Consider the following 23044-nt stretch of genomic DNA (forward strand, 5'->3'; position numbering starts at 1 on the left):
ACTGATCGGCGAACAGCGGGCCCGCGCCGGTGACGTAGGCCTTGATTCCCGGCGGCGCGGGCACCGAGTCCACGATCTTGCGGACGGCCGCGGCGGACTCGTTCGCCAGCCCGCCGCCCATGTTGCCGGCGAGGTAAACCTGGACGTACGCGGCCTTTTGATCGTGGCTCTGGGAACCCGCCGCCGTCAGCGGATCACTCCAGAAATCCTGGACGTGCTGAACGTGCTTCTTGTCTTGCTCGACGCGCCTGACGATCTCGTCGTAGTAGCGGTGCGCTTCGGCCCCGAGTGGCTTGTCGCCCTCCAGCAGGATCATGGCCGAGTTGTCGGAGTTGAACTCTTTGAACGTCGATCCGACCTTCATCATCGACTGAAAGGACGCCGCGTCGGTGGGACTCATCGACACCGAGTGGGTTTTGGCGACGACCTCCAGCTGCGGGGCCACGGTGTTGGTGACGAACACGATGCCCAACCACACCAGGACGATCGGCAGCGCCAGCCGGTGGATCATCCGCGGCAGGAACGGCGGGATCAGCGGCTGGTCGACGCGCGGCGGAACCTCGGCTGGTTCGCTCATGCGGACTTGTCCAGGCAATAGACGAAGGCGTTCACGGTTTGGTTGGGATCTGAGCGATTCGGAGTCTTGATGACGTCACCACTCCCGTCGTGCTTGTTCACCACGAACTGGCAGGCGATCCAGCTGCCGTCTCCTTGCGCCACCAGGTTTGCCGGGATCCCGGGCTTCGTCGAACTCAATACTTTGCTCCAAGGCAAGGGCACGTTGAGGGCCTGCTGGGGGTGGGAGTTTTCGTCGAGATAGTTGATGGTTGCCGTGCTGCCCGGCGGACCCCAGACCTGGAGCGTGATCGTCTTGGCGTTGAACTCGTCGAGGACCTCGCCCGAGGTGCCGCCACCGAACGAACCGCGGTGAACGCCGAAGACGCCGTGCAATCGGTATACGACGAATCCCGACAGCGCGACGACAGCCGCGATCGTGAGCACCAGCCAGAAACGCGCGAAGAACCCCTTTTTCCTAGGGCGCTGCGGAGCGGCCATTTCGCCCTCCCTATCGGCGGAGCCCTGCTTCTGCAGCGGCTCGGTCCTTGGCTCAGTCGTCGTCATGGACGCTCCAAGTCCTTCCCGTTCACCGGTTGTAGTTCGCCAAGCCACAGCCCCCCGGCCTCCTCTCTGCGTTCATTGCGATCCCGAGATGAGCCCGACGCACGTAGCCGTCAGCAGTCGGGTCAGCGCGGACGCGAAGTCCAGATTCCATTCGGGGGGAACCACTTCCGGCTCCTCGGCGTAGGCGTCGGTAAGCCGTTCCGGCGGGTTCGCGACCTGCCACAGGGTGGCCGCCAACGAGTACGCGGCCAGCAGGATGTCGAGCGACCCCGATCGCCCGAGTTCGGGCAGCGCGCTCTCGATGGAATCGGCGAGCGAGAGCGTGGCGGCGGTACTGATGCGCTTGACCTCGACGACCCGTTCGGCGTCCACCTCGTGTTCGAGGTGCAGGTGCAGGTTGGCCAGCAGGTCACAGAACAGCGGGTCGTCGGCCAGGGCTTCGGCCAGCGTCTCGGCGATGCGCGAGGGCGACTTCGCGCCGGGCTTGGCCAGTTTCTCGGACACGATGTTTGACCATCGCACCCAGCCCTCGGCGGACAGGTGCAGCAGAACTTCCTTGTGCGAGGTGAAGTAGCGACGCACCGCCGAATAGTGAATTCCGGCACGGTTGGCGACCGCGGTCAGGGTGACCGACGCGACGCCGGTTTCCATCGCGAGCGACCGTGCGGCTTCCACGAGGGCCTCCGCACGTTGGCGCTTCTTTTCCTCGGTGCGGGCGCGCTGGAATGTTAGTTGCGCCACCGGCCGAGCGTAACGCACGTTGTGTGATTTGCATAACGCACGTCATGTGATTTGCAACGCGTCACAGCCCGGGCGCCAAAACAGGTAAAGGTGTAGCCATGCTCATCACCCGGCGTCCCTCGCGCGCCTGCGACTAGCCCGTGCAGACCATCGCCCTGATCGGGTTCCTCGGCGGCCTGATCACCGGTATCTCGCCGTGCATCCTGCCGGTGCTTCCCGTCGTGCTCCTGTCCGGCATGGACAGCGGGCGCGCCCGCGGCGTGAGTTCCGCGGCGCGCCCGTACCTGGTGATCGCCGGCCTGGTGTGCAGCTTCAGCCTGGCCACGTTGATCGGTTCCGCACTGCTGACGGCGCTGCACCTGCCGCAGGACGCGATCCGGTGGGCCGCCTTGGTGGTGCTGGTGTTGATCGGCGTGGGGCTGATCTTCCCGCCCGTGCAGCACCTGCTCGAGCGCCCGTTCGCATACTTTCCGCAACGCCAAATCGGCTCTGGCGCAGACGGTTTCGGATTGGGCCTGGCGCTGGGCGCCCTGTATGTACCGTGCGCGGGCCCGGTGCTGGCCGCCATTGTGGTGGCCGGCGGCACCTCGTCGATCGGCCCCGGTGCGCTGGTGCTGACGGCGACATTCGCCATCGGCAACGCGTTGCCGTTACTGGCCTTCGCACTGGCCGGGCGGCGCGTCGCCGAACGCGTGGCCGCGTTCCGCCGCCGGCAACGCGCGATTCAGGTCGCCGGCGGGGTAGCGATGATCGTGCTGGCCGTGGCGTTGGTGTTCAACCTGCCGGCGATGCTGCAGCGCGCCGTGCCCGACTACACGACGGCAATGCAGAACAGGTTGGGCGCCAACGACATCGAGCGCAGCCTGGGCCCCGCCCCCGCGCAGCGGTCAACTCAGGGCGGGCTGCAGCTGAGCCGGCCCGGCACCACCATCGACGGCGCGCTGAGCGACTGCTCCAACGGCTCCGCCGACCTACAGCAATGCGGACCGGCCCCCGCGCTCACCGGCGTCACCGGGTGGCTCAACACCCCGGACGGCAAACCGCTGGACCCCGCATCGGTGCGCGGCAAGGTGATCCTGATCGACTTCTGGGCCTACTCGTGCATCAACTGCCAGCGCGCCATCCCGCATGTGATCGATTGGTACAACCGGTATCGCGACAACGGACTCCTCGTCATCGGGGTGCACACCCCCGAGTACGCCTTCGAGCGGGTGCCCGCCAATGTGGCCAGCGGCGCCGCCGACCTGCACATCACCTATCCCATCGCGCTGGACAACGACTACGCGACGTGGAACAACTTCGCAAACCTGTACTGGCCCGCCGAGTATCTGATCGACGCGAACGGGCAAGTGCGGCATACCCAATTCGGCGAGGGCGACTACGACGGCACCGAAAAGCTGATCCGCACGCTACTGGTCGACGCCCATCCCGGCGCCCGGTTGCCGGCACCGTCCCATTCCGCCGACATGACTCCGCAGACCAGGCTCACACCCGAGACCTACCTGGGTGTCAGTAAGTCCGGAAACTACGGCGGCACCGGGGATTACAAGCAGGGCGCCGCAACGCTGAGCTACCCGCCGAACCTGGCCGACGACAAGTTCGCCCTGCGCGGCCGGTGGACGCTGGACGACCAGGGGGCCACCGCCGACGGCGACGACTCGGCCGTCCGATTGAACTACACCGCCAAGGACGTCTACGCCGTCGTCGGTGGGACCGGCACCGTCACCGTGACCCGGGACGGCAAGACCACCACGACATCGATCGGCGGAGCGCCCACGTTGCACCGGATCGTCGCCGACGACGCCGCGCATCGCGATCAGCTGGACATGCAAGTCAGCAAGGGCCTGCAGGTGTTTTCGTTCACGTTCGGCTAACCGGCGCGCTCACGACTTCTTGGCGAGGCCGCCCAGCATGGCAACGATCACGCCGAGCGCAACCAGGGCGGCGCCGGCGAACAGCGCGACGTTGAGCCATTGGTGCATCCCGGCTTCGGCGTGCCCGACCATCACCTCTGCCACCACCCGGACGTTGCCGGTGGTGTGGTTGAGCGCGCCGTTGAGGTAACGGCCGGCGACCTCAATGCCGGCCCATCCGGCCGCGCCGACGAGCAGCGCCGAGACGCCCAGGCTGCTCAGCGCCTTGCCGCGGCGGCGTGCGGTGGCCAGCGTGAGCACCGCGCAGACACCGCACAGCGCCGCCGCACCGACGCTCACCCACGGGCCCCAGGTGGCCAGCGGACTAAGCCGCCCCTGCCACATCGATTTTGGTATCGAAACAGTAAGTGGGACAGTTAATTTCGCGGGGACCGTCACGTTGTGGCGGCTCAGCAGCGGCTGGATCGAGGGGTCCTTGAGCATCGGCGCCACGTCGACCGCCCACTGGTTGCCGTTCTCGGCGGCCGCCGGGTCGCTGAACAGCCAGCCGTGCACCGAACGGTTCGCCTGGGCGAACAGCGGCGGGAATGCCGGGCCGGCGGTGAAGTCGCCGGCCGCCTGGCGCACCTCGGAAGTGTCGAGCGGATAGCGGCCCCCGCCATGCTCGACGGCCAGAGTCGTTGCCCGAGAGGTTAATTCGTCCGCCATGGCGGACTGCAGGCCCGGGTCGGTCGCCGCGCGCCGCGCCAGCGCGGCGTAGCCGTCGGCGTCAACGACGTGCAGCTGCGTCCACGCCGCGGGGATCGCGATTGCCAACGCGAGCGTGGTGATGAGCCACAACAGCACGGTCGCCGCGAATCGCACGCCTGCGAATCTACGCAATCCCCCGGACGTAGGCGGCCTGCCCCAGGTGCTGGGCGCAGTCGTCGATGATGCTCACCAACCGCGCGCTGGCCGTCACCGGCGGATCCCAGTTGGTGTCCACGACGCGGGCAAGCTCCTGCGCGCTCACGCCGGCGACGTACTCGAGGGTGAACTTGTGCACCGCGTGGTAGTAGCCGGAGAGCAGGTCCGCGGGCGCGTTAGCCGACGTTCTGGATCTCGGGCGAGCTCGCCGGACCCAATCGGGAAGTCCACCTCGCCTTCGAGGCGGCCGACGAGCACGCGGTGCGCGCCTTCTACGAGGTGGCCGTCGAGTTGGGCGCCGAGCCGCTCCACGCGCCGCGGCTCTGGCCGGAATACCACCCCGGATACTTCGGGGCCTTCGTGCGCGATCCCGACGGCAACAACGTCGAAGCGGTCTTCCACGGGATCCTCCCGTAGTGTCGCGAACATGGCCCGTACCCGACGGCCCGACCGACATCCAGCTGCCGGGAGAACCCCAGCGTGCCCAGCACCGCGTCGTAAAACCGCTGAGATTTGGCGTAGTCGGCGCAGTTGATTCCCACATGATCGATCACGGGGATGATCCTGGCACGAGCCACCGCAACGGTCGTAGATTGTTTGGATGACTTACGACCTCATCATCCGCAACGGCACCATCGTCGACGGGCTGGGCGGTGAGCCGTACGTCGGCGACGTGGCGGTGCGCGACGGCGTCATCGCGGCCGTCGGCGACGTCAACGGCGAGGCCGCGGCGCGCGAGATCGACGCCACCGGCCTGCTGGTCACGCCCGGCTTCGTCGACCTGCACACCCACTACGACGGCCAGTCCATCTGGTCGGAACGCCTGACCCCGTCCTCCGCGCACGGCGTGACGACGGTGGTGATGGGCAACTGCGGGGTGGGCTTCGCGCCCTGCCGCCAAGAGGACCACGACGTGCTCGTCGACGTCATGGCCGGTGTGGAAGACATTCCCGGCGTCGTCATGACCGACGGCCTGCCGTGGACGTGGGAGACCTTCCCCGAATACCTGGACGCGCTCGAGTCGGGCAGGCGGGACATCGACGTGGCGGCGTATCTGCCGCACTCGCCGCTGCGGGTGTACGTGATGGGCCAGCGCGGGGCCGACCGCGAGCCGGCCACCGCAGACGACCTGGCCAAGATGCGGGAGCTGGCCAAGGAGGCGATCGAGGTCGGCGCGCTTGGCTTCGCGTCGTCGCGGTTGACCATCCACAAGACCGAAAGCGGTTCGCCCATACCGAGTTACGAGGCCGCCCGCGAGGAGATCGAGGAGATCGCCCGCGGTGTCGTGGACGGCGGCGGCGGGCTGCTGCAGTTCGTCCCGGACATCCCGTCGGGCGGCTATCAGCCGGTGTTGCAGACGGTGTTCGACGTCGCCGAGGACGTCGGGCTGCCGGTCACCTTCACCCTCGTCGTCGCCAACTCCGGCGACCCGTCCTGGCCGGACGCCATCACGATGATCGAGAAGGCGAATAGCGCCGCCGACGGCGGCGAGGTCCGAGTCACGGCGCAGCTGCTGCCCCGCCCGATCGGCTTGATCATCGGCCTGCAGCTGACGGCCAACCCGTTCGTGCTCTACCCCAGCTACCGCGAGATCGCGCACCTGCCGCTGGCCGAGCGGGTCGCCGAGATGCGCAAGCCCGAGGTCCGCGCCCGCATCCTGGCCGACAAGCCCGGCCACGGGCACCCGATTCTGTACGTGGCACAGATGTGGGACTGGATCTTCCCGCTGGGCGACACCCCCGACTACGAGCCCGACCCGTCCACCAGCATCGGCGCCCGCGCCCGCGCCCGCGGCGTGGACCCGATGGAGGAGGCCTACGACCGGCTGCTCGACGACGACGGCCGGGCCATGCTGTTGGTCGCGACCAGCAACCTGCAGAACAACTCGCTGGACACGGTCGGCGAACTGCTGCACCGCGACGACGTGGTGCTTGGTCTCGGCGACGGCGGGGCGCACTACGGGATGATCTGTGACGCCAGCTACTCCACCTACTTCCTGACGCACTGGGCACGCGACCGCAAGGCCGGGCGGTTCACGGTGCCCGAGGCGGTTCGCGAGCTCACGTCGGTGCCGGCCCGTGTCGCCGGTCTGGGTGATCGCGGCCGAATCGCGGTGGGCTACAAGGCCGATCTCAACGTCATCGACCACGCCGCCCTGCGGCTGCACAAGCCGGTGATCAGCTACGACCTGCCCGCCGGGGGGCGGCGCCTGGACCAGACCGCCGAGGGGTATGTCGCCACGATCGTGGCCGGGGAAGTGATCGCCGAAAACGGCGTTCCCACCGATGCCCGCCCAGGCAGGTTGGTCCGTGGGCGCCAGCCCGTCCCCGTAGCCTCGCGATAACGCCACCAAAAGTGGCATATACCAGCTAAGTTGGGTTCCGTGACGAACCCGCATTTTGCGTGGTTGCCGCCAGAAGTCAACTCGGCACTAATTTTCTCCGGTCCAGGTCCCGGGCCGCTGCTTGCTGCCGCGGCGGCGTGGGACGGGCTGGCCGGGGAGTTGGCATCGTCGGCATCGTCATTTTCTTCGGTGACGTCAGATCTCGCCAGCGGGTCATGGCAGGGCGCGTCGTCGACGGCCATGATGTCGGTCGCCAGCCAATACGTGAGCTGGCTGTCCGCGGCGGCCGCGCAGGCCGAAGAGGTGTCACACCAGGCCTCGGCCATCGCGACGGCGTTCGAGGTGGCGCTGGCGGCCACCGTGCAGCCGGCCGTCGTCGCAGCCAACCGCGCCCTGGTGCGCGCGTTGGCGGCAAACAACCACCTGGGTCAGAACACCGCGGCCATCGCCGACATCGAGGCCGCCTACGAGCAGATGTGGGCTTCAGACGTCGCGGCGATGTTCGGTTACCACGCCGACGCGTCGGCGGCCGTGGCCAAGCTGCCACCCTGGAATCAGGTGTTGCAGAACCTCGGCTTCTCCAACACCAGCACCGCCGTCACGCGCCCGGCCAGCTCCGGTGCCGTCGCCCGCGGCTACACCTCGCGCATCGCCGGATTTCTGCGGCCCTCGGCGCCGCAGTAGCGCGGCACCCCGCGCCTATCCTGGAAGATCATGCGCACCAAGAAGAAGGTCGACCTCGAGGCGCTGGCCGATGCGCTGGTCGACTACCCCTACGCGTACCTGATCACGGTCGACGACGACTACCGCGTGCACACCGTGACGGTCGAGCCGCGGCTCGATGGGGCCACTCTGGACGTCGGACTCATCGGCGGCCGGACCCGCAACAACCTCGCCCAGCGGGCCGACGTCACCCTGTTGTGGCCGCCCGCCGAGCCGGGCGGCTACTCGCTGATCGTCGATGGCAGCGCCGAGGTGACCGACGCCGGCGAACAGACCGCCCGCCTGGCCGTGGTTCCCACCCGCGCGCTGCTGCACCGCGACGCCGAGTCGGCGGACGCGGCCAAGGGCTGCCTGCACGACTGCGTGGTCTTCTCGCTGCCGGCCTAGCGGCGATCGCAAGCGCGGCGGAGCCGGCGAAGCCGGGCGCCGCGGGTCGCCGCCATCGACCTAACTACAGTCTCATCCGTGAGCCGCGTCGCACCGCTCGCTCCGCCGTGGAGCGAAGAAGATGCCACTGGCATCAACAGCTGGGGTCACCCCGACCGCACGTACGAGCCGCTGCTTTTGGTGCGTTGCCTGCAGCGCCATCCGACGCTGGCCGCCCGGCTGCGCAAGCTCGGCGAATCCCTTTATGTCGCAGCGCTTTTGCCGGGTCGCACGCGGACCATCGCCATTCTGCGGACCTGCGCGCTGGTCGGCTGCGCATACGAGTGGGGTGGGCAGGCGGCGTTCTGGGGCCCGATCGCCGGTGTCAGCGACGACGAGTGCGACGCGCTGGTCACCGGCGGCCCGGACGACTCGCGGTGGAGCGTTGCGGAGCGCACGCTGATCGAGGCGGTGGACGAGCTCGAGCGCACCGGCTCGTGGTCGGAGGCGACGTGGACCGCGCTGGGCCGCGACCTCGACGACGAGCAGCGCATCGAATTGCTCACGGCCGTCGGCTGGTATCGGACGATCTGCACGCTGTGCAACGCGCTCGCGCTGCCGGTGGAGGGCTGGATGCGGCCCTGGCCCTGAGTCGGATGGCGGCGACCCGGCTTCGGCCGCTCCGCCGCGCTCGCGATCGCCGCTGAGTCCGACGGCGGCGACCCGGCTTCCCCGGCTCCGCCGCGCTCGCGATCGCCGCTAGCCCGCTGAGCCGTCCCTACGCAGGCTGGGATGCTGATTCCGCAACAGCGGCAACAACACCCGCCGCGGCATGAACTGAAACAGGCGGGTGCTGATCTGGCTCGGTAAGCCCGGGATCACCGTTCCGCGGTCGTGGTCGAGCGCGTCGACTCCGGCGCGCGCCACCTCACGCGACGGCTTCCACATGAACTTCGGGAACGCATCGGCGAATTCCCGCTCGTCCATGCCGGCGCTCTTCACGAACTCGGTGTGCACCGGCCCCGGGCACAGCAGCGCGACGGTGACGCCGGTGCCGGCGAGTTCACCGCGCAGCCCCTGGGTGTAGTTGTTGACGAACGCCTTGGTGGCCGCGTACCCGATCTGCCCCGGAAACGGTTGGTAGCCCGCGGTGGATCCGATGTTGAGGATCGCGCCACGGCCGCGCGGCACCATCTGCTGGACCGCGCGGGTGCTCAGGTCGATGACGGCCTCGACGTTGACCCGCACCTGGGCGATCTCGGCGTCGACGGGCGTCTTGGTCACCGACCCCATGGTGCCGATGCCGGCGTTGTTGACCAGGATGTCGACGGTCAGGCCGCGGCGGCCGACCTCGTCGAGAAGGCCGGCGCGGGCGGCGGAATCGGCGACGTCGCAGGCGATCACCTCGACGCGTACCCGGCCGGCGAGTTCGTCGGCCAGCTCGCGCAGCCGGTCCTCCCGACGGGCGACCAGTGTCACGCCGTGGCCGCGGGCGGCCAGTTCGCGGGCGATGTCGGCGCCGATGCCCGACGACGCGCCGGTCACGACGGCGGTGCTTTCGGGGGAGGGAGTCGGAAGGGCCACACGTTCACACTACGGGCGCCGACGTGAAGCTGGCCGCACGCTCGGCGTCGAATGTGCGGCTAACTTCACACTCGCGGAGCGACGCCCGGGTGTCGAGACGTCCCGTAGACACGAAAAAGCCCGGCCCCTTGTGGGGGCCGGGCTTTCCCGTGCTTGAGTCGTCGGACTTAGAAGTCCATGCCGCCCATGCCACCGGTCGGGTCGCCCGCGGGTGCGGCCGCCTTCTCCGGCTTGTCGGCGACGACGGCCTCGGTGGTGAGGAACAGGCCCGCGATGGACGCCGCGTTCTGCAGCGCCGAACGGGTCACCTTCACCGGGTCGGCAACGCCGGCCTTGAGCAGGTCCTCGTACTCACCGGTCGCGGCGTTCAGGCCGGTACCGGCGGGCGAGTTGCGGACCTTCTCGGCCACGACGCCGGGCTCCAAACCACCGTTGAAGGCGATCTGCTTCAGCGGAGCCTCGAGCGCCACACGGACGATGTTGGCGCCGGTCGCCTCGTCACCGGTGAGCTTCAGCTCGTCCAGCGACGGGGTCGCGTGCAGCAGGGCCACGCCACCACCGGCGACGATGCCCTCCTCGACGGCGGCCTTGGCGTTGCGGACGGCGTCCTCGATGCGGTGCTTGCGCTCCTTGAGCTCGACCTCGGTCGCGGCTCCGGCCTTGATCACCGCAACACCGCCGGCCAGCTTGGCCAGGCGCTCCTGCAGCTTCTCGCGGTCGTAGTCCGAGTCGCTGTTCTCGATCTCGCTGCGGATCTGGGCCACCCGGCCGGCGATGGCGTCGGAGTCACCGGCGCCCTCGACGATGGTGGTCTCGTCCTTGGTGACGACGACCTTGCGGGCCTTACCCAGCAGGGCGACGTCGGCGCTCTCCAGCGACAGGCCGACCTCTTCGCTGATGACCTGACCACCGGTGAGGATGGCCATGTCCTGCAGCATCGCCTTGCGGCGGTCTCCGAAGCCGGGAGCCTTGACGGCCACCGACTTGAAGGTGCCGCGGATCTTGTTGACGACCAGGGTGCTCAGCGCCTCGCCCTCGACGTCCTCGGCGATGATCAGCAGCGGCTTGCCGGCCTGGATGACCTTCTCCAGCAGGGGCAGCAGGTCCTTGACGGTCGAAACCTTGGAGCTGACCAGCAGGATGAAGGGGTCCTCGAGGACGGCTTCCTGACGCTCCGCGTCGGTGACGAAGTAGCCCGAGATGTAGCCCTTGTCGAACCGCATGCCCTCGGTGAGCTCGAGCTGCAGGCCGAAGGTGTTGGACTCCTCGACGGTGATGACGCCCTCGTTGCCGACCTTGTCCATCGCCTCGGCGATCAGGTCGCCGATCGACTGGTCGCCCGCGGAGATGGCCGCGGTGGCAGCGATCTGGTCCTTGGTCTCGACCTCTTTGGCCGACTTGAGCAGGGTCTCGGTGACCTTCTCGACGGCCTTCTCGATGCCGCGCTTCAGACCCAGCGGGTTGGCGCCAGCCGCAACGTTGCGCAGGCCCTCGCGGACCAACGCCTGGGCCAGCACCGTGGCCGTCGTCGTGCCATCACCGGCGACGTCGTCGGTCTTCTTGGCGACTTCCTTGACCAGCTCGGCGCCGATCTTCTCGTAGGGGTCCTCCAGCTCGATCTCCTTGGCGATGGAAACCCCATCGTTGGTGATCGTGGGGGCGCCCCACTTCTTCTCCAGGACGACGTTGCGGCCCTTGGGACCCAACGTCACCTTTACCGCGTCGGCGAGGGCGTTCAGCCCCCGCTCGAGGCCGCGACGGGCCTCCTCGTCGTACGCAATTGTCTTGGCCATTGCGAAGTGATTCCTCCGAAACTATGGGGTGACACTCAGGGCGACCGCTTGTCGGGTCGCCCCATCAACGCTGTGGCCGGGTGCAGTGCCCGCGACGGACGGCTAGGTGTCTTCCGCTTGCCGCGGCCCTGGCCTCACCGTCCCGACCTAGCACTCGCTGGTCGCGAGTGCCAACGTCATTCTTAGCACTCGCCTATGTCGAGTGCAAGAAGAGGTCAGCCCGATCGCCCAGCGCGTAAACCGTCGACGACGACGTCGGTCACCCGCTCGGCCAAGTCCGGGTTGTAGGCCTCCGCGGCCTGACACCCGACCATGATCGCCTTGACTTCGCGCACCCCGATGTCCTGGCGCGCGGTGCCCGCCCGCTGCGCGGCCCGCAGCAGTTCGTCGAGCATGGCCAGGAACGCGTCCTCGGCGTCGGGCGCCGCGCTGGCGATGTCGATCCCGAATCCGGCCAGCGCGTCGACCAGGCCGCGATCCGCCGCGCCCCAGTGCAGCACCATCGAACGCAGCAGGGCGAAGAGCGCCTCGCCGGGTCCGACGGTGTCCAGCAGGGCCCGCCCGTCGTCGACCAGCCGCTGCATCCGGTCCTCGATGACCGCCTGGAACAGCGCTTCCTTGGTGGGGAAGTGCCGGTAGACGGTGCCGGCCCCGACGCCGGCGCGGCGCGCGACCTCATCAATGGGCACTGAGAGGCCCTCGGCCGCGAAGGTGTCGTAGGCGACTTCGAGCACGCGCGCGCGGTTGCGCGCCGATGCGGCGCGCAACCGGCGTTCGGGCCGTGCCATCTGTTCACCATCTCATCAATTGACAAACCGGGGCGTGCGTTCCGTATAGTCGGATTCAACCGGAGCGCCCGCCCCGTTTACTCTACAAGTTCAAGGAGCCTCTCATGGCCAAGTGGACCACCAAGGACATTCCCGACCAGACCGGACGGGTCGCCATCATCACCGGGGCCAACACCGGATTGGGCTACGAGACCGCCCTGGCGCTGGCCGACCGCGGCGCCCACGTGGTGCTGGCCGTGCGCAACCTGGACAAGGGCAAGGACGCGGCCGCCCGCATCACCGCCCACAGCCCCCACGCCGACGTCGCGCTTCAGGAGCTGGACCTGACGTCGCTTCAGTCCGTGCGGTCCGCCGCCGAACAGTTGCGCACCGCGCACGACCGCATCGACCTGCTGATCAACAACGCGGGCGTGATGTGGACGCCGAAGTCGACCACCAAGGACGGCTTCGAGTTGCAGTTCGGCACCAACCACCTGGGCCACTTCGCCCTTACCGGCCTGCTGTTGGACCGGCTGCTGCCGGTGGCCGGCTCGCGGGTCGTGACGGTGAGCAGCCTCGGCCACCGCATCCTGGCCGACATCCACTTCGACGACCTGCAGTGGGAGCGCAGCTATAACAGGGTCGCCGCCTATGGACAGGCCAAGCTGGCCAACCTGCTGTTCACCTACGAGCTGCAGCGGCGGCTGGCTCCGCACGGGACGACGATCGCCGTCGCCGCGCACCCCGGCGGCTCGCGCACCGAACTGACGCGCAACCTTCCGCCGCTCGTCGACCGGGTCGTGACTCCGGTGTTCGGCCTGATCTCGCAGGACGCGGCCGCGGGCGCGCTGCCGCAGTTGCGCGCCGGCACCGACCCGGGCGTGCTCGGTGGCCAGTACTTCGGACCGGACGGCATCGGCGAGATGCAGGGCAGCCCGAAGGTGGTGACATCCAGCGTCAAGTCGCACGATGCCGAACGGCAGCGCCGGTTGTGGACGGTGTCGGAGGAACTGACCGGGGTGAAGTACGCCGTTTAGCCCAGATCGAGCAGCTGCTCGTAAAAGCCGCCGAAACCGCGCGGGCGATCGACGAGGTGGATCTCGAGGATCCAGTGACAGATGCGCCCGCGCGGATCGGTGCGGCGCATCGGCTTGTTCGACCCGGGCATGACATACCACTGGACGCCCCGGCCGGCGATCTTCTTGTGCGGAAATTCGCCGATCAGATGGCCCGCGATATGGCTGCCCCACTCGAAGCCCTCGGCGCGGGCCACGCCGACGACGTAGTCGAACAGCTCGGCGCCGGTGATCTCGGGGTTGCTCGCGAAGTGGTCGCGACCGGCCTGCCACACCCGTGGCAGGGCGTCGCGAAGGGCGATCTTGTGCGGGTCGTCACCGAGTACGAACGTCCGCCCGAAATCGGCCTCCCACTCCTCGAAGATCGGCCCCAGGTCCAAAAAGACGATGTCGTCGTCGGCGATCATCCGGTCCGGCGGGCGTTCCTGGAACGGCTGCAACGTGTTCTCCCCGGCGCGCACGATCCGCCGGTGCCAGTGCCGGGTCACCCCGAACATCTCCCCGGCGAGGTCGTGGATCTGGTCGGAGAGTTCCTTTTCCCCCAACCCGGGCCGGATCATGGCCCGCCGCTCGATCTCGTCGAACAGATGGCCGGCCTTGTCTTCGGCGTCCAGCAGCCGTTGCACGCGAACATCTTCGGCGCTCGATCCCTTCACACCGGCGATGCTATGCGCACACTGGAACAATGTCCCTCGTCGTGCCGCCCTACCCGCCAGCCCGCTACACCAAGGACGAACCGGAGATCAGCGCCTGGCTCAAGCGGGCCGATCAGCCACCCGATTACGAAACCTCCGGCGTCAAGTACCACTACCTGGCCAACCAGCAGGACACCGCCGGCGATTACGGCCTCTACCGGGTCGACATCGCGCCGGCCGGCGGCGGTCCCCCGGCACATTTTCACCGCGCCATGTCCGAGGCGTTCTTCGTCCTGTCCGGGACGATGAAGCTCTACGACGGCACCGAGTGGACGGACGGTCACCAGGGTGACTTCCTCTACGTGCCACCCGGGGGCGTCCACGGTTTTCGCAACGAGGCGAACGAACCGGCATCGATTCTGATGCTGTTCGCGCCCGGCGCGCCGCGCGAGGCGTACTTCGAAGGCTTTGCGGCCCTGGCGGATATGACCGACGACGAGCGCCGCGAATGGTTCATCCGGCACGATAATTTCTGGGTGCAGTAAACCCTTGCATTAACGCGAAATTTGTTCCGCCGTAACGTTTCTGATGGCGCCGCCGGCCACGGGACCGATGGGCGTAGGGTGTGGCCGTGCGAACGAGGAAGCCGTCGAAACGGGCCGCGGCCTGGATGCGGCAACGGATCGATTGGTCGATGAGCGCCCCGGTGATGATCAGCCTGCGCGTCAAACGCCCAAAACCCCGGAGCACACCGGACTTTCGGCCGCGCCCACCAGCGCCGGTCGCCGTACACGAACGCGGCACCCGGGTCAGCGGCTATCAACGGGGCGGGCGAGGGTTGCGCGATCGCGCCCGGGCACGCCTGTCGCTCGCACCGCCCGCGATGACACGGCGGCCCCGCGTACCGCGCACGCCGGGCCGGCGCTACGTCGCGCCCGTCAGGTCGCCGTCGACGTAGCGCTGCAGGTTGGGCGTGATCGCCGCGAGCATTTCCTCGTTCGTCATCGACGCGAGGGGCTCGATCTTCCAGACGTAGCGCATCAGGGCCAGGCCGATCGTCTGCGACGCGATCAGGCCGCTGCGGACAAGGCGCTCGTCTTCGTCGACCCCGAGCTGTGCGACGCCCATCAGGCTGCCGGCGACGACGCGTCGTAGCCTTTCGCGGGTGGTCGGTTCGTGCGCCGCGGTCTGCAGGATGGCGTGCAACGTCGGCCCGATCTCCTCGTCGTCCCAGCTGGCCAGCATTAGCTCCAGCACGGCGGCGCCGAGTTGTTCGACCGGCGTAACCCAGACCTTGGCGACGTCGTCGAGCCACTTCTGCGGCGGGTTCGTCGCCGCGTCGAGCAGCTTCTCCTTGGACCCGAAGTAGTGGTAGACCAGCGCGGGATCGACGTCGGCGGCCCGGGCGATCGCGCGGATGGTGGTGCCCGCCCAGCCGTGTTCGGCGAATTCGACGCGGGCCGCGGCCACGATCCGCGCGGCCAGCACGCCGCGCTCATCGCGCGGGCCGGGCGTGGTCGACCTCTTCGGCATGAGTTTCATCATAGCGTGAATTTCCCCTTGCGTTGAGACTAGTTTCACCGTAGCGTGAGACTAGTCTCAACGGGCCGTGAAAATGAGGAGCTGGCCACCATGTACACCTACGACATCGACGCGTCGGCCATGTTCGACGACCGCACCGAGCAGTTCGCGAAGTTCGGGATCCCGCGCGAGGACATCGAGCGGGTCCGCGCGGCCGTCGACGACATGTGGGCCGATGCGCCCGGCGGCTGGGTCTATGAATGGTCTTCGCTGGCAAGCGAATACGCCGAGCGAACCGAACATCGGATGGCGTCGCTGGTCTACGGGTGCGCAAAGTTTCCCTGCCTCACCGACGCGGCGCGGGCCAAAGCGATGCAGCACCAGCTCGAGCAGTTCCAGTTGGCGGCCGGCGATTTCCCGGTGCACTTCGAACGGCGCATCCTCACCGTCGCCTACCGCGACGGGTCCGTCGAGGTGCCGGTGCACCTGTATTCGGCCGACGGTGACTACGCCGCCCGTCCGGTGCTGATCGCCAGCGGCGGCGTGGACACCTGGAAGATGGACATCCACCCGTGGTGGGTCGCATTCACCCAGGGCGCGGGCGTGACCACCATGGCCTTCGACCATCCCGGCACGGGCGAAACCGCGATCCCGCTCGACCAACACGCCGACGACGTGATCCGCGGGCTCGCCCGCCACGCCCGGACGCTGGGCGACGGCCGGGTCGCGCACTTCGGCGCATCGTTCGGCGGCAACTTCGCCGCGATGTCGGGACTGTCCGGAATCGTCGATGCCGCAATCGATCTCGGCGGTCCCGTGGTCGCCGCCTTCGGTCCCGACAATCTCGCGAAACTGCCCTACGGCATGCACGACATCCTGGGCAACGCGATGCAGTGGGACCACTCCCCCACCCTCGATCAGCTCAGCGCCGGAATGGAACGCCTGAATCGCGCGGATCTGCTTGCCCAGCAAACTAATTCGGCGATGTTGGTGATCAACGGCGCCGACGACTATTTCGTCCCGCAATCCGACACTTTAGACTTCCGGGGCCGCCGCGACACCGAGGTGCACCTGGTCGAGGGCACCGGCCACGTCGCGATGAGCAAAGCGCCCGAGGTGGTGCCGAAGATCATCGCCTGGCTGCGCCGCCAGATGGGATCGACCCCGACGGCCTGACAAACCCGCGCGGGTGGCGAATCCGGCGGAAATCGCTGTCGGGATAACGGTTTTTCATCGCAGGCCCACGGCCGGAACCGTCGAATGCCCGTCGCCCGACACGACGCCCTCGACCGTCGATGAGTATGTTTTGGGCCATGGCTTCCAACGACAAAGAGAACCGCAACTGGTCGGAGGGCGATGTCCCGGATCAAAGCGGCCGCGTCGTCGTCGTCACCGGCGCCAACACCGGCATCGGGTATGAGACGGCCGCCGTCCTGGCCTATCGCGGCGCCCACGTCGTGCTGGCGGTGCGCAATCTCGAGAAGGGCAACGCGGCGCTGTCGCGCATCGTCGCCGCCGGCGGCCAAGGGCGCGGGAAAGTAGATGTCACGCTGCAACAGCTGGACCTGACCTCGCTGGACGCGATCCGGTCGGCCGCCGACGCGCTGCGCGCGGCGTACCCCCGCATCGACCTGCTGATCAACAACGCGGGCGTGATGTGGACGCCCAAGCAGGTCACCCAGGACGGTTTCGAATTGCAGTTCGGCACCAACCACCTGGGCCACTTCGCGCTGACCGGGCTGCTGCTGGAAAACCTGCTGGGGGTGCGGGATTCGCGGGTGGTGACGGTCAGCAGCCTCGGGCACCGGCTGCGGGCCGCGATCCATTTCGACGACCTGCAGTGGGAACACCGCTACGACCGGATCGCCGCCTACGGGCAGTCCAAGCTGGCCAACCTGCTGTTCACCTACGAGCTGCAGCGACGGCTGGCGGCCAACCCCGACGCGAAGACCATCGCCGTCGCCGCGCATCCCGGCGGCTCCAACACCGAGCTGGCCCGCAACCTGCCGGGCGTCTTCCGGCCGGTGAAGGCCGTGCTGGGGCCGCTGCTGTTCCAGAGCCCGGCCATGGGCGCGTTGCCGACGCTGCGAGCCGCCACCGATCCGGCCGTTCAGGGCGGGCAGTACTTCGGCCCATCGGGATTCCTCGAACAGCGGGGCCGCCCGAAGCTGGTCGAGTCCAGCGCCCAGTCCCACGACGAGGAGCTGCAGCGCCGGCTGTGGGCCGTCTCCGAAGAACTCACCGGCGTCCGCTTCCCCGTCTGACCCGGGAGATAATGGCTCCGATGCGCTCAGTCGCCGAACATCAGCGGGTTGTCAGCGAGTTGATTCGTGCCCGGCCGCCGGTCGCGGTCCCGCTCGCCGAGGCCCAGGGCCTGGTGCTGGCCGAGGACGTGGTGGCGCAGCTGGCGTTGCCAGTCTTCGACAACTCGGCGATGGACGGTTACGCGGTGCGTGCCGAGGACACGTCGACCGCCACGCCCGAACACCCGGTGGTGCTGCCCGTCGCCGAGGACATTCCGGCCGGGCGCACCGACGAACTGACGCTGCAGCCCGGTACGGCCCACCGGATCATGACGGGCGCGCCGCTGCCGGCCGGGGCGACGGCCGTCGTGCCGGTGGAGGACACCGACGGCGGCGTGGACGTCGTGTCGATCCGCGCGCCACGGGAGGCGGGCAGGCACATCCGGCGCGCAGGCGAGGACGTCTCGCCCGGCACCACCGTCTTGCGCCAGGGTCAGGTCGTGACGCCGGCGGTGCTCGGCTTGGCGGCGGCGCTGGGCATCGCCGAGTTGCGGGTGATTCCGCGCCAGCGGGTGCTGGTGATCTCGACCGGTTCGGAGCTGGTGACGCCGGGCACCGCGCTGCGGCCCGGGCAGATCTACGAGTCCAACTCGATCATGCTGGCCGGCGCCGTTCGGGATGCAGGCGCCGAGCTGGTCGGCGTGGCGACCGCGGAAGACGAAGTGGCCCAGTTCAGTTCGATCATCGACCGATACGCCGGTGACGCCGACCTGATCATCACCAGCGGCGGCGTCAGCGCCGGCGCCTACGAGGTGGTCAAGGACGCCTTCGGGCGGGAGGGCGACCAGGGCGTGGAATTCGTCAAGGTCGCCATGCAGCCGGGCATGCCGCAAGGCGTGGGACGGGTGGCCGGCGCGACGATCGTCACGCTGCCCGGCAACCCGGTCAGCGCGCTGGTGTCCTTCGAAGTGTTCATCCGTCCGGCGCTGCGCAGGGCCATGGGCCTGCCGGATCCGGACCGTCCGCTTCGCACCGCGGTGCTCGCGGAGTCGCTGACCTCGCCGCGCGGCAAGCGCCAATTCCGCCGCGCGGTGCTGGGCGACGACGCCAGCACGGTCACCAGCTACGGGCCGCCCGCCTCGCATCACCTGCGGTGGCTGGCGTCGGCGAACGGGCTGCTGGACATCCCCGAGGACGTGGTCGAGGTGCCCGAGGGGACCCAGCTGCAGGTCTGGGATCTGCGCTAGCTCGGCGACGATGCAGCCCGCGCAGTGGCACCTCCCAGCCGCGGAGCGGCGAGGGGGACGGGGTGAGGAGGAGGCGGGCAATCAGGCCTAGCTCGGCGACGATGCAGCCCGCGCAGTGGGGTGAGGAGGAGGCGGGCAATCAGGCTTAGCCGGCGGGCGTGGCCACGTCCCGATGGAACTCGTCGGCCTTGTCGAAAGCCGGGGTGCAGCGGATGGCGATGCCGACGATCGCCATCATCACCGGAATGGTGACCAACGCCGCCGACAGCCCCACCCGGCCGGACAGGTGCCCGATCAGCGGCGGCCCGAGCAGATATCCCAGCCAGCCGGTGGCGGCCACGATAGCGATCGCCGATCCGGCGCCGCTGGCGCCGTAGGCCGCGCTGAACGCGGTCGGCACCAGCAGCGCAACGCCGGCGCCCAGCGCCGCGAAACCGAGCACGCCGATCCAGGCGTTGGCGGTCGCCAGCGTCACGCTCATGCCCACGACGGCCATCAGCGCCAGCCCCGGCAGCAGCCGGCGACTGGGCACCCGCGCGTGCAGCCGCGGTGCGCCGAACCGGGTGACGACCATCGCACACGTGTAGCCGGCGTAGCTCACCGCGGCGACGCTCGGGCCGGCGCCGACGACGTTGCGCAAATAGTTGGCCGACCAGTCGGTGGCGGCGCCTTCGCACAGGAACGAGGCGAACGCCACGGCCGCCAGGATCGCCACGGTCGGCGTCATCCAGGCCCGGTCGCCTTCCGCGTGGCCCGTCGGCGCCGCCGTCTCGGCCGCGTCGGGGATCAGGCGACGGGTCAGGGTTTCCACCACGATCAGGACCGCCAGCCCGAGCGCCGTCAACTGGACGGTCAGGCCGACGCCCGCGCTGACGCAGACCGCGCCGATCACCGCCCCCGCCAGCGCCCCGAGGCTCCACATGCCATGGAAGCGCGCCATGATCGGGGTCCCGGCGAGCCGCTCGACCGTGCCGGCCTGGGTGTTCATCGCGACGTCCAGCGCCCCCTGGAACAGCCCCCACAAGGCCAGCGCCGCGAACAGCGCGGCCGCGGACCGGGCCAGGCCCACGGTCGTGCCGGCCGCGGCGTAGCCGGCCACGGTGACCGGGATCAGCCGGTGGCTCCCCCAGCGGGGCAGCGCCCAGTGGCTGACCGCCGTGGCCACCACCGAGCCCAGCGGCGCGCCGAACAGCGCCGTTCCGAGCGCCGCGTCGGACAGGCCGAGCCCCGCCTTGACGTGCGGAATGTGGGCGGCCCAGGACGAGAACACCAGCCCGTGCGCGAGGAAGACGGCGGTGACCGCCACTTTCGCGCGGCGCACTCGTAGTGCCGTTCGATCGGCGCTGTGCGATTGCATGTCGAACGTGGGCGTTCCCCCTGCGGGCGTCCACGAATCAGTCGCGGGCTCCGTAAGATGGCCGCGTGGCACGCCGCCCCCGCACTGTCGGCCCCTCCGCTCAAGACCCGGGCTTCAGCCCGCAACACGCACTGGAACTGGTGCGTTCCGCCGTCCCGCCGGTGCATCCGGCCGGCCGACCGTTCATCGGCGCCGGGCTGGCGCTGGCCCTGGTCGGCCGCAGGCACCGATGGGTGCGACGGGCGGGCCTGCTGGCCGCCGGCGCCTGCGCCGGCTTCTTCCGTCACCCCCCTCGGGTGCCGCCGGCCCGGCCCGGCGCGATCGTCGCGCCCGCCGACGGCGAGATCTGCGTGATCGACTTCGCCACCCCGCCCGCCGAATTGAGCATGGGCGACGCGCCGCTGCCGCGGGTCAGCATCTTCCTGTCGCTGCTGGACGCCCACGTGCAGCGCGCGCCGGTCAGCGGCGAGGTGATCGCCGTGCAGCACCGGCCTGGCCGGTTCGGCTCGGCCGACCTGGCCGCGGCGAGCACCGAGAACGAACGCACCAGCCTGCACATTCGCACACCCAGCGGCGCGGACGTCGTCGCGGTGCAGGTCGCCGGGCTGCTGGCCCGGCGCATCATCTGCGACGCGCACGTCGGGGACAAGCTGTCGATCGGTGATACCTACGGCCTGATCCGGTTCGGGTCCAGGCTGGACACCTACCTGCCGGCGGGCTCCGAACCGCTGGTCAAGGTCGGTCAGCGCGCGATCGCCGGCGAGACCGTGCTGGCCGAGCTGCCATGATCAGCAAGCCGCGCGGGCGGCCGGCGGTCAACCTGCAGATCCTGCCGAGCGCGATGACGGTGCTCTCGGTCTGTGCGGGGTTGACCTCGATCCGGTTCGCCCTCGAACACCAGCCCAAGGCCGCGATGGCGCTGATCGCCGCGGCCGCGATCCTGGACGGGCTCGACGGGCGGGTGGCCCGCATCCTGGACGCCCAGTCGCGGATGGGCGAGCAGATCGACTCGCTGGCCGACGCGGTGAACTTCGGCGTGACCCCGGCGATCGTCCTCTACGTGACGCTGCTGACCAAGTCGCCGGCCGGTTGGGTGGTGATCCTGCTCTACGCGGTGTGTGTGGTGCTGCGGCTGGCACGGTTCAACGCTTTGCAGGACGACGGCAGTCAGCCGGCCTACGCGCACGAGTTCTTCGTCGGCATGCCCGCGCCGGCCGGCGCGATCTCGATGATCGGCCTGATCGGACTCAAGCTGCAGTTCGGCGACGGTTGGTGGACGTCGCCGCTGTTTCTGTGCATCTGGATCACCGGGACGTCGATCCTGATGGTCAGCAAGATCCCGATGCGCAAGATGCACGCGGTCGCCGTGCCGCCAAGCTGGGCGGCGCCCCTGCTGGCGGTCCTGGCGATCTGCGCGGCGGCGGCCGTGCTGGCGCCCTACGTGTTGATCTGGGTGCTCATCGTCGCCTATCTGTGCCACGTGCCGTTCGCCATCCGCAACTCGCGCTGGCTGGCCGCGCACCCGGAGGCGTGGGACGACGAACCCAAGCAGCGCCGCGCGGCGCGGCGGGCGATCCGCCGGGCACAGCCCAACCGCCGGTCGGTGGCGCGGCTGGGCCTGCGCAAGCCGGGCAGGCGCCTGCCGTGAGTCGCTCCGGCGACGACGCGGGCCCGGCCCGTCAACTCACCCTGACCGCCCGGCTGAACACCTCCGCGGTGGACTCCCGCCGCGGTGTCATCCGGTTACATCCGAATGCCATTGCCGCACTGGGCATTCGGGAATGGGACGCGGTATCGCTGATCGGGTCACGGACCACGGCGGCGGTGGCCGGCCTGGCCGGCCCGGACACCCCGGTCAGCACCGTGCTGCTCGACGACGTGACGCTGTCCAACGCGGGTCTGCGCGAGGGCACCCCGGTGGTCGTCGGCGCGGTCACCGTCTACGGCGCGCGGTCGGTGACGCTGGCCGGCTCGACGCTGGCCACCCAGTCGATCACGCCGGTCACGCTGCGACGAGCCTTGCTGGGCAAGGTGATTACCGTGGGCGACGCCGTCTCGCTGCTGCCCCGCGACCTGGGCCCGGGCACCTCGACGTCCGAGGCCACCCGCGCGCTGGCCACCGCGGTCGGTATCAGCTGGACCTCGGAGCTGCTGACCGTCACCGGCGTCGACCCCGACGGACCGGTGAGCGTGCAGCCCAACACGCTCGTCACCTGGGGCACCGGCGTTCCGTCCGGTGCCAGAACCTCGTCGCGGATATCGGTCGAGGTCGCCAGGCCGGAGATGGTCGTCGAGGAACTCAAGGGCACCCAGCCCCAGGCCGCCAAGCTGGTCGAGTGGCTCAAGCTCGCGCTCGACGAACCGCATCTGCTCAAGACGCTGGGTGCGGGCGCCAACCTCGGGGTGCTGGTGTCGGGCCCGGCCGGTGTGGGCAAGGTGACCCTGGTGCGCGCGGTGTCCGGCGACCGCAGGCTGGTCACGCTCGACGGCCCGGAGGTCGGCGCGCTGGCCGCCGAGGACCGGCTCAAGGCCGTGGCGTCGGCGGTGCAGACGGTCCGCGACGGCGGTGGGGTGCTGCTGATCACCGACGTCGACGCCCTGCTGCCGGCCACCGCCGAGCCGGTGGCCTCGCTGATCCTCGGCGAGCTGCGTACCGCGGTGGCCAGCGAGGGCGTCGCCCTGATTGCCACCTCCGCGCGGCCCGACCAGCTCGACGCCCGGCTGCGGGCCCCCGACCTGTGCGAC

General features: G+C 69.3%; 22 protein-coding genes and 4 pseudogenes. 14 read left to right on the forward strand and 12 right to left on the reverse strand.

The window, feature by feature from the left end; all coding sequences use genetic code 11:
* The 3 genes from A9W96_RS14240 to A9W96_RS14250 form a co-directional block, all read right to left on the reverse strand.
* Positions 1–577, reverse strand: a 577-nt coding sequence (locus A9W96_RS14240) for an MMPL family transporter (protein WP_156765241.1), incomplete at its 3' end; no start/stop codon positions are given.
* Positions 574–1122, reverse strand: coding sequence for an MmpS family transport accessory protein (locus tag A9W96_RS14245; RefSeq protein ID WP_066867520.1), 549 nt, complete (start codon positions 1120–1122; stop codon positions 574–576). The genes A9W96_RS14240 and A9W96_RS14245, both read right to left, overlap by 4 nt.
* Before the next feature lie 72 nt (positions 1123–1194).
* Positions 1195–1881: a TetR/AcrR family transcriptional regulator gene (locus A9W96_RS14250; RefSeq protein ID WP_156765242.1), complete on the reverse strand. Its 687-nt coding sequence runs from the start codon at positions 1879–1881 to the stop codon at positions 1195–1197.
* 122 nt (positions 1882–2003) lie between these two features.
* On the opposite strand from A9W96_RS14250, the gene A9W96_RS14255 reads away from it, so the two are divergent.
* The gene (locus tag A9W96_RS14255; protein WP_067140629.1) at positions 2004–3737 is read left to right on the forward strand and encodes a cytochrome c biogenesis protein DipZ; all 1734 of its coding nucleotides are present in this window, start codon (positions 2004–2006) and stop codon (positions 3735–3737) included.
* A 9-nt stretch (positions 3738–3746) separates the two neighbouring features.
* Here the strand turns inward: A9W96_RS14255 and A9W96_RS14260 are convergent, their stop codons facing one another.
* Both A9W96_RS14260 and A9W96_RS14265 read right to left on the reverse strand, forming a co-directional pair.
* Complete coding sequence (locus A9W96_RS14260; RefSeq protein WP_066881678.1) at positions 3747–4601, reverse strand: hypothetical protein; 855 nt, start codon at positions 4599–4601, stop codon at positions 3747–3749.
* 10 nt (positions 4602–4611) lie between these two features.
* Positions 4612–4821, reverse strand: a pseudogene (locus A9W96_RS14265) (mycothiol transferase); the annotation flags it as partial.
* A 2-nt stretch (positions 4822–4823) separates the two neighbouring features.
* On the opposite strand from A9W96_RS14265, the pseudogene A9W96_RS14270 reads away from it, so the two are divergent.
* Positions 4824–5060, forward strand: a pseudogene (locus A9W96_RS14270) (VOC family protein); the annotation flags it as partial.
* 14 nt (positions 5061–5074) lie between these two features.
* On the opposite strand, the pseudogene A9W96_RS30440 reads toward A9W96_RS14270, so the two are convergent.
* Positions 5075–5197 (reverse strand): annotated as a pseudogene (locus tag A9W96_RS30440) (VOC family protein); the annotation flags it as partial.
* Between the two features lie 47 nt (positions 5198–5244).
* Between A9W96_RS30440 and A9W96_RS14275 the strand changes: the two are divergent.
* From A9W96_RS14275 to A9W96_RS14290, 4 genes and pseudogenes are all read left to right on the forward strand, one after another.
* Entirely contained in the window at positions 5245–6987 is a 1743-nt protein-coding gene (locus A9W96_RS14275; protein ID WP_067140632.1) for an amidohydrolase family protein, read from the forward strand.
* A gap of 39 nt (positions 6988–7026) precedes the next feature.
* Positions 7027–7647, forward strand: a pseudogene (locus tag A9W96_RS14280) (PPE family protein); the annotation flags it as partial.
* A gap of 54 nt (positions 7648–7701) precedes the next feature.
* Positions 7702–8097, forward strand: a complete 396-nt coding sequence (locus tag A9W96_RS14285; RefSeq protein ID WP_066881684.1) for a hypothetical protein — start codon at positions 7702–7704, stop codon at positions 8095–8097.
* Between the two features lie 78 nt (positions 8098–8175).
* Positions 8176–8727: a carboxymuconolactone decarboxylase family protein gene (locus tag A9W96_RS14290; RefSeq protein ID WP_067138813.1), complete on the forward strand. Its 552-nt coding sequence runs from the start codon at positions 8176–8178 to the stop codon at positions 8725–8727.
* A gap of 108 nt (positions 8728–8835) precedes the next feature.
* On the opposite strand, the gene A9W96_RS14295 is transcribed toward A9W96_RS14290, so the two are convergent.
* The 3 genes from A9W96_RS14295 to A9W96_RS14305 all read right to left on the reverse strand — a co-directional run bounded on the left by A9W96_RS14295 (position 8836) and on the right by A9W96_RS14305 (position 12241).
* Positions 8836–9660: an SDR family oxidoreductase gene (locus A9W96_RS14295; protein WP_066881685.1), complete on the reverse strand. Its 825-nt coding sequence runs from the start codon at positions 9658–9660 to the stop codon at positions 8836–8838.
* Between the two features lie 167 nt (positions 9661–9827).
* Complete coding sequence (gene groL / locus A9W96_RS14300) at positions 9828–11453, reverse strand: chaperonin GroEL (RefSeq protein ID WP_007768358.1); 1626 nt, start codon at positions 11451–11453, stop codon at positions 9828–9830.
* A gap of 215 nt (positions 11454–11668) precedes the next feature.
* Positions 11669–12241, reverse strand: coding sequence for a TetR/AcrR family transcriptional regulator (locus A9W96_RS14305; protein ID WP_067140635.1), 573 nt, complete (start codon positions 12239–12241; stop codon positions 11669–11671).
* A 104-nt stretch (positions 12242–12345) separates the two neighbouring features.
* On the opposite strand from A9W96_RS14305, the gene A9W96_RS14310 reads away from it, so the two are divergent.
* Positions 12346–13257, forward strand: a complete 912-nt coding sequence (locus tag A9W96_RS14310; protein ID WP_067140637.1) for an SDR family NAD(P)-dependent oxidoreductase — start codon at positions 12346–12348, stop codon at positions 13255–13257.
* On the opposite strand, the gene A9W96_RS14315 is transcribed toward A9W96_RS14310, so the two are convergent.
* On the reverse strand, positions 13254–13952 hold the full coding sequence (locus A9W96_RS14315) for a M24 family metallopeptidase (protein WP_066881689.1): 699 nt from the start codon (positions 13950–13952) through the stop codon (positions 13254–13256). The genes A9W96_RS14310 and A9W96_RS14315 overlap by 4 nt on opposite strands.
* 29 nt (positions 13953–13981) lie before the next feature.
* Here A9W96_RS14315 and A9W96_RS14320 point away from each other — a divergent pair, with 29 nt between their 5' ends.
* The gene (locus tag A9W96_RS14320; RefSeq protein ID WP_066867554.1) at positions 13982–14476 is read left to right on the forward strand and encodes a cupin domain-containing protein; all 495 of its coding nucleotides are present in this window, start codon (positions 13982–13984) and stop codon (positions 14474–14476) included.
* A 379-nt stretch (positions 14477–14855) separates the two neighbouring features.
* On the opposite strand, the gene A9W96_RS14325 is transcribed toward A9W96_RS14320, so the two are convergent.
* Positions 14856–15464 (reverse strand): TetR family transcriptional regulator, encoded by a 609-nt coding sequence (locus A9W96_RS14325; protein WP_067140643.1) that lies wholly within the window; start codon positions 15462–15464, stop codon positions 14856–14858.
* Positions 15465–15563: 99 nt separating this feature from the next.
* Here A9W96_RS14325 and A9W96_RS14330 point away from each other — a divergent pair, with 99 nt between their 5' ends.
* From A9W96_RS14330 to glp, 3 genes are all read left to right on the forward strand, one after another.
* Positions 15564–16628 (forward strand): S9 family peptidase, encoded by a 1065-nt coding sequence (locus A9W96_RS14330; RefSeq protein ID WP_066881691.1) that lies wholly within the window; start codon positions 15564–15566, stop codon positions 16626–16628.
* 137 nt (positions 16629–16765) lie between these two features.
* Positions 16766–17716 carry an SDR family NAD(P)-dependent oxidoreductase gene (locus A9W96_RS14335; RefSeq protein WP_066881697.1) on the forward strand — a complete coding sequence of 317 codons (951 nt, stop codon included), beginning with the start codon at positions 16766–16768 and terminating at the stop codon, positions 17714–17716.
* 20 nt (positions 17717–17736) lie between these two features.
* On the forward strand, positions 17737–18942 hold the full coding sequence (gene glp / locus A9W96_RS14340; protein WP_067140640.1) for a gephyrin-like molybdotransferase Glp: 1206 nt from the start codon (positions 17737–17739) through the stop codon (positions 18940–18942).
* A 145-nt stretch (positions 18943–19087) separates the two neighbouring features.
* On the opposite strand, the gene A9W96_RS14345 is transcribed toward glp, so the two are convergent.
* Positions 19088–20299: an MFS transporter gene (locus A9W96_RS14345; protein ID WP_066881701.1), complete on the reverse strand. Its 1212-nt coding sequence runs from the start codon at positions 20297–20299 to the stop codon at positions 19088–19090.
* 65 nt (positions 20300–20364) lie between these two features.
* Between A9W96_RS14345 and A9W96_RS14350 the strand changes: the two genes are divergently transcribed.
* The 3 genes from A9W96_RS14350 to A9W96_RS14360 all read left to right on the forward strand — a co-directional run.
* Positions 20365–21087, forward strand: a complete 723-nt coding sequence (locus tag A9W96_RS14350) for a phosphatidylserine decarboxylase (RefSeq protein ID WP_082972246.1) — start codon at positions 20365–20367, stop codon at positions 21085–21087.
* Positions 21084–21947 (forward strand): CDP-diacylglycerol--serine O-phosphatidyltransferase, encoded by an 864-nt coding sequence (gene pssA, locus A9W96_RS14355; RefSeq protein WP_066872514.1) that lies wholly within the window; start codon positions 21084–21086, stop codon positions 21945–21947. Before A9W96_RS14350 ends, pssA begins: the two co-directional genes overlap by 4 nt.
* On the forward strand, positions 21944–23044 hold a 1101-nt coding region (locus A9W96_RS14360), incomplete at its 3' end, for an AAA family ATPase (protein ID WP_156765243.1). The genes pssA and A9W96_RS14360, both read left to right, overlap by 4 nt.

The sequence above is a fragment of the Mycobacterium sp. 1245852.3 genome (assembly GCF_001669335.1).
Taxonomy (GTDB): domain Bacteria; phylum Actinomycetota; class Actinomycetes; order Mycobacteriales; family Mycobacteriaceae; genus Mycobacterium; species Mycobacterium europaeum_A.